Annotated in this window: 6 protein-coding genes; 2 read left to right on the plus strand and 4 right to left on the minus strand. The window is 70.4% G+C overall.

The features are described from left to right. Positions 1–220: 220 nt before the first annotated feature. On the minus strand, positions 221–1,261 hold the full coding sequence (locus ACQEVU_RS09885) for a chitinase (protein ID WP_433322315.1): 1,041 nt from the start codon (positions 1,259–1,261) through the stop codon (positions 221–223). Between the two features lie 194 nt (positions 1,262–1,455). Between ACQEVU_RS09885 and ACQEVU_RS09890 the strand changes: the two genes are divergently transcribed. Beyond that, positions 1,456–4,623, plus strand: a complete 3,168-nt coding sequence (locus ACQEVU_RS09890) for a galactose-binding domain-containing protein (protein WP_433322317.1) — start codon at positions 1,456–1,458, stop codon at positions 4,621–4,623. A gap of 11 nt (positions 4,624–4,634) precedes the next feature. Continuing rightward, the gene (locus ACQEVU_RS09895; protein WP_433322319.1) at positions 4,635–6,050 is read left to right on the plus strand and encodes a discoidin domain-containing protein; all 1,416 of its coding nucleotides are present in this window, start codon (positions 4,635–4,637) and stop codon (positions 6,048–6,050) included. Positions 6,051–6,097: 47 nt separating this feature from the next. On the opposite strand, the gene ACQEVU_RS09900 is transcribed toward ACQEVU_RS09895, so the two are convergent. The 3 genes from ACQEVU_RS09900 to ACQEVU_RS09910 all read right to left on the minus strand — a co-directional run bounded on the left by ACQEVU_RS09900 (position 6,098) and on the right by ACQEVU_RS09910 (position 10,110). After that, a complete protein-coding gene (locus ACQEVU_RS09900; protein WP_433322321.1) occupies positions 6,098–7,492 on the minus strand; it encodes a cellulase family glycosylhydrolase in 1,395 nt (464 codons plus the stop codon). A 91-nt stretch (positions 7,493–7,583) separates the two neighbouring features. Next, positions 7,584–8,537: a hypothetical protein gene (locus ACQEVU_RS09905; RefSeq protein ID WP_433322323.1), complete on the minus strand. Its 954-nt coding sequence runs from the start codon at positions 8,535–8,537 to the stop codon at positions 7,584–7,586. Positions 8,538–8,586: 49 nt separating this feature from the next. Further along, complete coding sequence (locus ACQEVU_RS09910) at positions 8,587–10,110, minus strand: family 43 glycosylhydrolase (RefSeq protein WP_433322325.1); 1,524 nt, start codon at positions 10,108–10,110, stop codon at positions 8,587–8,589. Between the last annotated feature and the right edge of the window lie 148 nt (positions 10,111–10,258).

Here is a 10,258-nt window from a genome sequence, read left to right on the forward strand (position 1 = left end):
GCGGACTGAGGGGCCGTCCGGGCGGCGGGCCGAGCGGCGGGAGCGGCGCCCGGGCGGGCGGGACTGAGCAGCGTTCGAGCGGCGGACTGACGGGCCGTCCGAGCGGCGGACCGAGCGGCGTCCGGGCGGCCGTGTCAGTGGCAGTCCGAGCGGTCGTCCCAGCCCGCCGCCCGAACGGCCGTTTCAGCGGCGTCCGAGCGGGGTGAACCGCAGAACGGGGTCAGCGGGTGAATGGGGCCATGATGTGGGTGTACTGGTACGGGGACTGACCGACGCCGGAGCAGTCGTCCGAGCCGGCCGTCCCGGGGCAGCCCCCGTTGTCCCGGCCGAGCGCCCAGAAGGACAGCTCCCCGATTCGGTGCTCCGTCGCCCAACGCGTCACATCGCGGGCGTCCGACGACGTGAAGACCTCCAGGGGGCCCGGCTCGCCGCCCGAACCGTAGTCGTCGATGCCGGCCATCTCCGTGATGCCGACCATCGACCACAGCTGGGCGGTGGAGCGGTGCGGGTACAGCTGCCGGAGGGTCTGCACCAGTCCAGCGGCGGCGGTCTTCGTGTCCGCGGCCATGTCGTGGGGCTGGTCGTCGTAGTAGTCGAACGTCATGATGTTGACGATGTCGACGCGGGCGCCGAAGCGCTGGGCGCTCTGCAGCACGTTGACGGCGTTGGGCTCGAGGCCGTGCGGGGTCGTCGGCAGGGTGTAGACGATCTGCAGCGGGCGGTGCTCGCGCTCCGCCCACCGTTGTACCAGACGGATGGCCTGGTTGCGGCGGTCGATCGCGGCCGTGTCGTTGAGTGACGCGTCCTCGATGTCCATGTCCAGCCGCGTGACGCCGTACGTCGTGACGACCTTCTGGTACGCCGCGGCGATCTTCCCGACGTCGGTGCAGCTGTCGGCGATCTCGGTGGCGGTGCTGTCCGCGGCGTAGCCGCCGAACGACGGGACGACGTCGCCGCCCGTGGCGCGGATGCGGGCGATGTCGGCGCCGTAGACGGAGCGGGACACGGGCTTGGCCGGGTCGCCGTTCCACAGGATCTCGCACGATCCCGTCGACTGGGTCTGCAGGAACGCCATGGTGAGGTACCGCGCGCCGGAGGCCTTGGCGACCGCGGCCGGGCTGGCGTCGGTGTAGGACTGGAAGTAGGGGGCGAAGACGTGCTCGGGCAGGGTGTGCCGGGCCTCTCCCGCGTGGGCGGCGCTCGCCGGCATCAGGGCGGCGAGCAGAGCCGCGGCGCCGGCTACGAGGTGGGAACGACGCATGGACCACCTTCCAAAGGTCGTGAATTAACAGGAAACCTGACTGACAGTTTTGCCTTTTGTCAAGGGTTGGCCGAACGTATTGACAGACACCACTTTGACCCGCAGGCTTTCATCGAAGTCGACGAAAGTTCGGCAGCTTTCGTCGAAAACTTCGGGCGGCGGCGCGCCCTCTTTCCAAGACGAGGAGTCCGCCAATGCGCAGGCGCACCGCCGCCGTTGCCGTCATCCTGCTCGCCGCCGCCAATGTTGTTGCGCTGTCCCAGAATGGGACGGCGCTCGCCGCCGACGTCCTGCAAGAGGTCACGCTCGCCAAGGGGCCGACCGCCATGGGCGAGCCGATGTCGCTCGCGGTGCTGCCCGACCGCACCGTCCTGCACACCTCGCGGGACGGGCGCGTCTTCTCCACCGACGCCGCGGGCAACACGAAGCTGGCGGCGACCATTCCGGTGTACACCCACGACGAGGAGGGCCTGCAGGGCATCGCGGCCGACCCGTCGTTCTCGACGAACCGCTGGATCTATCTGTACTACGCCCCGCCCCTGAGCACGCCGGCCGGCGACGCCCCATCGACGGGCACCGACGCTGACTTCGCGCGCTGGCAGGGGTACAACCAGCTCTCCCGCTTCACCGTGCGCGCCGACGGGACCGTGGACCTCGCCAGCGAGAAGCGGATGCTGCAGGTCACCACCGACCGCGGGATGTGCTGCCACGTCGGCGGCGACATCGACTTCGACGCGCAGGGCAACCTGTACCTGACGACCGGGGACGACACGCAGCCGTGGTCGTCGAACGGGTACACCCCGATCGACGAACGCCCCGGCTACAGCTGGGACTTCGACGCCCAGCGCACCGCCGGCAACACCAACGACCTGCGCGGCAAGCTGCTGCGGATCCGGCCGCAGGCCGACGGGACGTACACCATCCCGGCCGGCAACCTGTTCCCGCCCGGCACGGCGAAGACCCGCCCCGAGATCTACTCGATGGGCTTCCGCAACCCGTTCCGCATGTCGGTCGACCGCTCGACCGGCGTCGTCTACATCGGCAACTACGCCGCCGATTCGGACACGAACGACCCGAACCGCGGCGAGGGCGGGCATCAGGAGTTCGACCGGATCACCGGGCCGAGCAACGAGGGCTGGCCCTACTGCCAGGGGTACAACAGCCCGTACAACGACTACGACTTCGCCACCGGCGTCTCGGGCCCGAAGTTCAACTGCAACGCCCCGGTCAACAACTCGCCGCACAACACCGGCCTGACGAACCTGCCGGCGGCCAAGCCCGCGTGGCTGTCGTACGACAACCAGCCCGGCTCCCCGCTCGGCGAGACCGGCGGCGGCCCCATGGCCGGCCCGGTGTACCACTACGACGCGAACCTGAACTCGCCGGCCAAGCTGCCGGCCGCCTACGACAACAAGTTCTTCGCCGGCGAGTTCTCCCTCGACTGGATCAAGACGGTCACCGTCAACGCCGACGGCAGCCCCGGGCCGGTCGCGAACTTCGGCTGGACGCACAAGCACATCATGGACATGGCGATCGGGCCGGAGGGCGCGCTGTACGTCCTCGACTACGGCGCCGGGTGGTTCAACGGCGACGAGAACTCGGCGCTGTACCGCTTCGAGGGCGTCCCGGGCGGCAACCGGGCGCCGACCGCGGTGGCGAGCGCGAACCGCACCTCGGGCCAGCCGCCGCTCACGGTCGCGTTCAGCTCGGCCGGCTCCAGCGACCCCGAGGGCGGGGCGCTGACCTACCAGTGGGCGTTCGGCGACGGCGGGACGTCGACGCAGGCGAACCCCTCGCACACGTACACCACGAACGGCACCTACACCGCCCGGCTCACGGTCACCGACCCGGCCGGCAACTCCGGCAGCGCCTCGGCGACGGTGACGGTGGGCAACACGGCCCCGACCGTGTCGATCGTTGGACCGGCGAACGGTGCGCTGTTCGACTTCGGCGACGCGGTGCCGTTCCAGGTGAGCGTGACCGACCCGGAGGACGGCGCGATCGACTGCGCCCACGTGAGCGTGAACTTCATCCTCGGCCACGACCAGCACGGCCACCCGATCACGAGCGCCACCGGCTGCTCCGGCGTGCTGCAGACGTCGGCCAACAGCGAGCACAACCCGAGCGACAACATCTTCGGGGTCATCGACGCGGCCTACACCGACCGGGGCGGGCTCAGCGCGCACGCCCAGATCGTGCTGCAGCCGCGGCACCGCCAGGCCGAGCACTTCGGGTCCTCCAGCGGCAACCTCACCGTCTACAACACCACGACGGCCGAGGGCTCCTACGTCGGCGCCATCGACAACGGCGACTGGGTCGCGTTCACGCCGTACAACCTGGCCGGGGCCACCGGCGTGACCGCCCGGGTCGCGTCCGCCACGGCGGGCGGGACGCTCGAGTTCCGGACCGACTCGCCGACCGGGCCCCTCGCGGGATCGGTGCCGATTCCGGGCACGGGCGGCTGGGAGAACTGGGTCGACGTCAGCACCGCCATCGCGCCGCCGAGCGGGACCCATCAGCTGTACCTCACGTTCAAGGGCGGCACCGGCGCACTGTTCAACGTGGACACGTTCACGTTCACCGGCGGGACCGGGCCGGTCGACGTCGCCCGCGGCCGGCCGGTGACGGTGTCGTCCACCGACGACCCCGGCCGCGCCGGAGGCCTCGCGGTGGACGGCAACGCGTCGACCCGGTGGTCGAGCGCCTACAGCGATCCACAGTGGATCGCCGTGGACCTCGGCCAGGCGTACAACCTGAGCCGGGTCCGGCTGAACTGGGAGGTCGCGTACGGCAAGGCGTACCAGATCCAGACCTCGCCCGACAACGCGACCTGGACGACGGTGTACAGCACGACGACCGGCGACGGCGGGGTGGACGACATCGCGCTTTCGGGCACCGGCCGGTACGTGCGCGTCTACGGCACGCAGCGGGGGACCCAGTGGGGCTACTCCCTGTGGGACCTCAGCGTGTACGGCTCCGGCAACCTCGCGCAGGGGCGTCCGGTGACCGTCTCGTCCACCGACGACCCCGGCCGGGGCGGGAACCAGGCCGTGGACGGGAACCCGGCGACGCGGTGGTCCAGCGCCTACAGCGATCCACAGTGGATCGCCGTGGACCTGGGCGCCACCCGGACCGTCAACCGGGTCCGGCTCAACTGGGAGGTCGCGTACGGCAAGGCGTACCAGATCCAGACCTCGCCGGACGGCGCCACCTGGACCACCGTGTACAGCACCACGACCGGCGACGGCGGCCTCGACGACGTCGCCGTGACCGGCACCGGCCGCTACGTGCGGGTCTACGGCACCCAGCGCGGCACGCAGTACGGCTACTCCCTGTGGGAACTCGAAGTCAACGGCGCCTGAAAGGAGCCACCGTGCGCAGATTCCTCCGCGGGGTCGTGACCCTCGCGCTGGCCGCCGCGGCCGTCCTGCCGGCCGCGGCCCCCGCCCACGCCGACGACGGCTACACGGCGCTGTTCGACGGCACGCAGGCCAGCCTCAGCAAGTGGCGGCAGGCCGGCCCGGGCGGCTTCACGCTCGGCAGCGACGGCACGCTGAGCTCCTTCGGGGGCATGGGCCTGCTGTGGTACCCCCTGAGCACCTTCAGCAACTACTCGCTCCGGGTCGACTGGATGATGCCCGGCGACGACAACGGCGGCGTCTTCATCGGGTTCCCCGACCCGAACGGGGACCCGTGGGCGCCGGTCAGCGCCGGCCACGAGATCCAGATCGACGCCTCCGACGCCGACCCGACCCGCACCACCGGCAGCGTCTACAGCTTCCAGGCGCCCGACGCCGCCCTGCGGGCCGCCAACCTGCACCCGCCGGGGCAGTGGAACACCTACGACATCCAGGTCCACGGCCAGCACGTCGAGGTGTCGCTCAACGGCGTGAAGATCAACGACTACATGAGCACCCGCAACATCGCCAACGGGTACATCGGCGTGCAGAACGACGGCGACGCCGCCCACGTCTTCTACCGCAACATCCGCATCAAGGCCGACGGCACCACCCCGGCGCCAGCCGACCTCGCGCGGGGCCGCCCGGTCACCGTGTCCTCGACGGACGACCCGGGCCGTCCGGGCGGGGCGGCGGTGGACGGCAGCTCGGCGACGCGGTGGTCGAGCGCCTACAGCGATCCACAGTGGATCGCAGTCGACCTCGGCGCCGCCTACCCGCTGAGCCGGGTCCGGCTGAACTGGGAGACGGCGTACGGCAGGGCGTACCAGATCCAGACGTCACCCGACGGCTCGGCCTGGTCCACCGTGTACTCCACGACGACCGGCGACGGCGGGGTGGACGACATCGCGCTGTCTGGCAACGGCCGGTACGTGCGCGTGTACGGCACGCAGCGGGGAACCCAGTGGGGCTACTCGCTGTGGGACCTGAACGTGTACGGCACCAGCAATCTCGCATTGGGACGTCCGGTGACGGTGTCCTCTGTGGAGAGCGGCAACGTCCTCGTCGGCGCCAACGCCGTCGACGGCAACGCCGCGACGCGGTGGGGGAGCCTCTACGCCGATCCACAGTGGATCGCCGTCGACCTGGGCGCCACCCGCACCGTCAACCGGGTCCGGCTCAACTGGGAGGCCGCGTACGGCAAGGCGTACCAGATCCAGACCTCGAACGACGGCACGACCTGGACCACCGTCGGCTCCACGACCACCGGCGACGGCGGGATCGACGACCTCGGTGTGACGGGATCCGGGCGGTACGTGCGGGTCTACGCGACGCAGCGCGGGACCCAGTGGGGCTACTCGCTGTGGGAGCTGGAGGTGTACGGGGGCTGAGGACGGCTACGGGCCGGGTGCCGCCACACCCGGCCCGTAGCGCACGCTCAGCTCGCGGTGCAGCTGAGCGTGGGCATGGCGTTGGTGGTTGCGTTCCACGAGCCCAGGAACCCGAAGTTCGTGGACGCACCGGCGCCGAGGCCGCCGTTGTAGCTCACGTTCCTGGCCGTCACGGCCGAGCCGCTGCTCGTGACCGTGGCGTTCCACGACTGCGTGATCGTCTGGCCGTTCGCGAACGTCCAGGTGACCGTCCAGCCGGAGATGGCCGAGGAGCCGGCCGTCACCTTCACGTCGCCCTGGAAGCCGCCCGGCCACTGGCCGACGATCGAGTACGCGGCGGTGCAGGTGCGCCCGGCCGGCGGCGGCGACGAGGACGCGCTGCGGCTCGGCGAGGGCGACACGCTACGGCTCGGCGAGGGCGAGACGCTGCGGCTGGGCGACACGCTGACGCTGGGCGAGGTGATGACGCCGCTGTACACCGAGGCCTCCTTCGAGGTGGCCTTGATGCCGTTGGTGCCGTTGAAGATCCGCTGGCCCCAGGTGGTGAGCTGGCCGGGGTCGAAGTTCGTGGCCATGTCCAGGATCGGGTCGGTGTTGCCCGACCACGACCAGCCGATGTAGCCCAGCCCGCGGGCCTGCGCCTGGGCCAGGATCGTCTCGTGGTCGACCTCGCTGGAGGAGAACTGCCAGCCGAACTCGCCGATGACGAGCGGCCAGCCCTTCGCCTGGATCGCGTCGAGGTAGTCGATGACCTTCTGGGCGGTGTTGTACACGGCGTACATGTGGATCGACAGCACGGTGTTGTGCTGCGTGTCGGCGTCCAGGACCGTCTGGCCGGTGTCGCGCATGACGTTCTGCCAGTCCTGGCCCCAGTTCGGGGCGTCGACCATGAGCAGGTGCTGGAAGCCGTTGCTGCGCATCTTCTGGATCGCGGCGGCGGTGGCGGCCGTCCACTGTGCCGGGTTGTTGTTGCCGATCGGCTCGTTGCCGATGTTGATGGCGACGTAGCTCTCCTGGCCGACGAGGGCGCTCTTCTGGCTGATCCAGTAGTTGACCGCCTCGTCGAGCGTGGCGGCGGCGCCGTCCTCGCCGTAGCCGGTGGTGTCGTGCACCTCGAGCACGCAGATGAGCTTGTTGGCCTTGCACAGCGAGATGATGTTGGGGATGTCGGTGGACGGGCCCCACCGCTTGCCGCTGCCGAGCACCACGCGGACGGTGTTGGCGCCCAGCGCCTTCACGTTCGCGAACGCGCTCGTCTGGCTCGTGTACCACACGTGGGGGTGGTTGACCCCGCGCATGATGAAGTTCGAGCCGTTGGCCTCGACGATGTTGCGGCCGCTGATGTGCAGGCCGACGGCGGCGGACGCCGGCTGGGCGTACACCAGGATCGATGCGGCTGCCGCGAGGAACGCGGCGCCCGCGAGGGCGAGTCTTCGCTTCATGTCGTACCTGAGTACGCGCCGGTGTTTCGAAACTCAATCGAAGCGCTTCACAAGGCGCCCGACCTGGGGACGACCGGTGAAAGATACAGGGCTACAGCGCCTTGGTGATCTGGTCGGCGATCGCCGCCGAGCCCTGGCGCAGCGCCGCGCCGGACGGGCCGAACCAGAGCATCCGGTAGCAGCCGTCGAGCTCCACGTACACCTCGCCGCCGTTGTCGGCGGCCGGTCGGAACAGCGCGAACCGGCTCGCGTGCGCCGGGCACGGCCGGGCCGGCCCGGCCGGGAGCATCGCCGAGCGCAGCGCCGTCCAGGTCGCCGCCGGCAGGGGGCCGCCGCGCTCGAACGTGCCTGCCGGCTTGGCGCTGCCCTGCTCGCTCGCCGGCACGGTGTACACACACAGGCGCACGTCGCTCTTCGGCGGGTCGAACGGGTGCTCCTGCGGCGCCGGCTCGTTCGACGTCACCGTGCCGACCATGTCGGACCACTGCTGCTCGCAGCCGGCCTTGGCCGCCGCCGCGGACTTCATCTCGGCGAGCACGGTCGTGGCCACGGTGCGAAGCTCCAGGTGCTCCACCGCGTCGCGGACCTCGATGCGCAGCTTGCCGCAGTCGTCGTGGGCGATGCCGGGCCGCACCCAGCGCCCGCCCGCGTCGATCATGGCGAACCAGGCCACGCCCGGCAGGTCCAGGTCGCAGGCGGTCGCCGTCAGCGGCTTGTCGGGCAGGCGCAGCGCCGCGGTGAGACCGTCCACCTTGGACCCGTGCCGCTCGGCCATCACCTCGTCCTGGCCGCCGTCGGCGCGGGTCTGCAGATCCATCGCGCACACCACGACCCCGGCCGGCGTGAAGTCCGCGGGCAGCCGCGGCAGCTCCAGCGCGCTTGCGCCGGCGGAACTGCGCGGATCGTCGATAGCCTTCGCGCACGAAGTCCAGGCGTCGTGCACGTCGGCGGCCGCGGTGCCCGGCCCGCCGACTGCGGCGGGCCGGGCACAGCCGGCGAGCAGGAGTAGCGCGAGGGCCGCGACGGCGGCGGTTCTTCCAGCCATGTCACGTGAGACGGTACGGACCTCGCGCCGGTTCCGCTGCCCCGTTACCTCACGGGGCCGGCTCCCCGGACGGCACGACCAGCTGCGTGCCCAGCGCGACCGGGACGCCCAGGTTCGGGGTGCCGTCGGCGTTCCACGTGATCTTCTGCGCGCGGGTGCTGCGGTTCATGTCGCAGCCGCCGCTCGCGGAGGAGTTGGCGTGGTACACCATCCAGTCCTCGGTGCCGTCCGGCGACTTGAAGAACCCGTTGTGCCCGGGCCCGTAGACGCCGTTGGCGTTGGAGCGCTGGAAGACCGGCGTGGACGTCTTGACCCACGACGAGGAGCTCAGCGGGTCTCCGCCGTTGTACGTCAGCAGGCCCAGCTTGTAGTCCGGCGTGGAGCAGTGGCTCGCCGAGAACACGATGAACGTCTTGCCGCCGTGCGTGATCACCTCGGGCGCCTCGTTCACGGCGCCGCCGACGGTCTCCCAGCTGTACGTCGGGGTGGCCAGCAGGTGCCGCGTGCCCGACGCCGTCCACGGGTTGGACAGCGGCCGGATGAACATCGGCTGCGAGCCGTCGTAGTACGTGCCGAGCAGGTAGAGCTGACCATTCAGCTGCAGAATGGTCGGGTCCAACTCCCACGTGTTGTCCTGCGTGGGATCGAGCAGGTCGGCCTTCCACGTGTACGGCCCCATCGGGTCCAGCCCGGAGCTCTCCAGGACGTGGATGCGCTGCGTGCCGAGGTTGTACGGTTCGACGCCGGCGACGTAGTAGAGGTACCACCGCTGCCCGTTGGGGCCGTTGAGCAGGTGGAACTCGGGCGCCCACATGGTGCCGGCGCCGGTGGAGCGCGTCAGGTTGAAGATGACGGTCTCCGGCGCCGTGGCCAGCCCGCCCAGCGTCGCGGACTTGCGCATCGTGATGGTGCGGTTCCAGGTCGTGGCGGCCAGGTAGTAATACCCGTTGTAGTAGGTCAGCCACGGATCGGGGCCCTGCGGGTCGAGCGGGTTGGTGAACGTCCGCGTCCCGCCGCCGGTGCTGCCCGGGTCGTACCCCGCGAGCCGCCACACCCGGGTCAGCGCGCTCGTGCACGGCAGCTGTACCAGCTTCGCGTTCGCCGCGGTGCTGTCGGCGGCCGTGGCGATGCACTTGCCGGACTGCGCGCCCACCAGGTTGAACGTGTTGGTGACGCCGGCGATCGTGACCGCCTGCAGCCGGAAGCGCTGGTTGGTCTGGCCGTTGCAGGTGTACTGGATGATCGCCGCGTTGTCGGCAGTGGACTGCCCGGTGACGTCGACGCATGATCCGGCCGTGACGGTGCCGATCGTGTACGTGTTCGCCACCCCCGACACGGGCGTGAACGTGAAGGTCTGGTTGGCCGCCGTGTGGCAGCCGTAGGCGATCAGTTGCAGAGCGTTCGTGGCCGCGGAGTTCGGCACGTCCATGCAGTTCGCCGCGGCCTGACTGGCGACGGTGCTGCTGAACGTCACCGGCGCGGCGACGGCCCTTGTGGCGGGCCCGACGAGCGGCACCAGGACGGCCGCGAGCACGGCGACCAGGGCCCGTGGCGGGCGGGCGAATCGACTCATCTCTCACGTCCTCAGATCGGGTCTTCCGACCGAAAACCATTTCGGAGATGGTGCACATCGATCCGCATGCCGGTCAACGTTGTGACACTTTGTTCCAAGAAGAAGGCAGTCGATCCGCCATTCCGAAATATTTCGGCCGCCGCGCCCG

Origin of the sequence: Dactylosporangium sp. CA-139066 (assembly GCF_050936175.1) — a bacterium.
GTDB lineage: Bacteria > Actinomycetota > Actinomycetes > Mycobacteriales > Micromonosporaceae > Dactylosporangium.

Coding starts and splice junctions, on each gene's coding strand:
- ACQEVU_RS09885 (WP_433322315.1), bottom strand. CDS start 1,261: ATGCGTCGTTCCCACCTCGTAGCCGGCGCCGCGGCTCTGCTCGCCGCC.
- ACQEVU_RS09900 (WP_433322321.1), bottom strand. CDS start 7,492: ATGAAGCGAAGACTCGCCCTCGCGGGCGCCGCGTTCCTCGCGGCAGCC.
- ACQEVU_RS09910 (WP_433322325.1), bottom strand. CDS start 10,110: ATGAGTCGATTCGCCCGCCCGCCACGGGCCCTGGTCGCCGTGCTCGCG.
- ACQEVU_RS09905 (WP_433322323.1), bottom strand. CDS start 8,537: ATGGCTGGAAGAACCGCCGCCGTCGCGGCCCTCGCGCTACTCCTGCTC.
- ACQEVU_RS09890 (WP_433322317.1), top strand. CDS start 1,456: ATGCGCAGGCGCACCGCCGCCGTTGCCGTCATCCTGCTCGCCGCCGCC.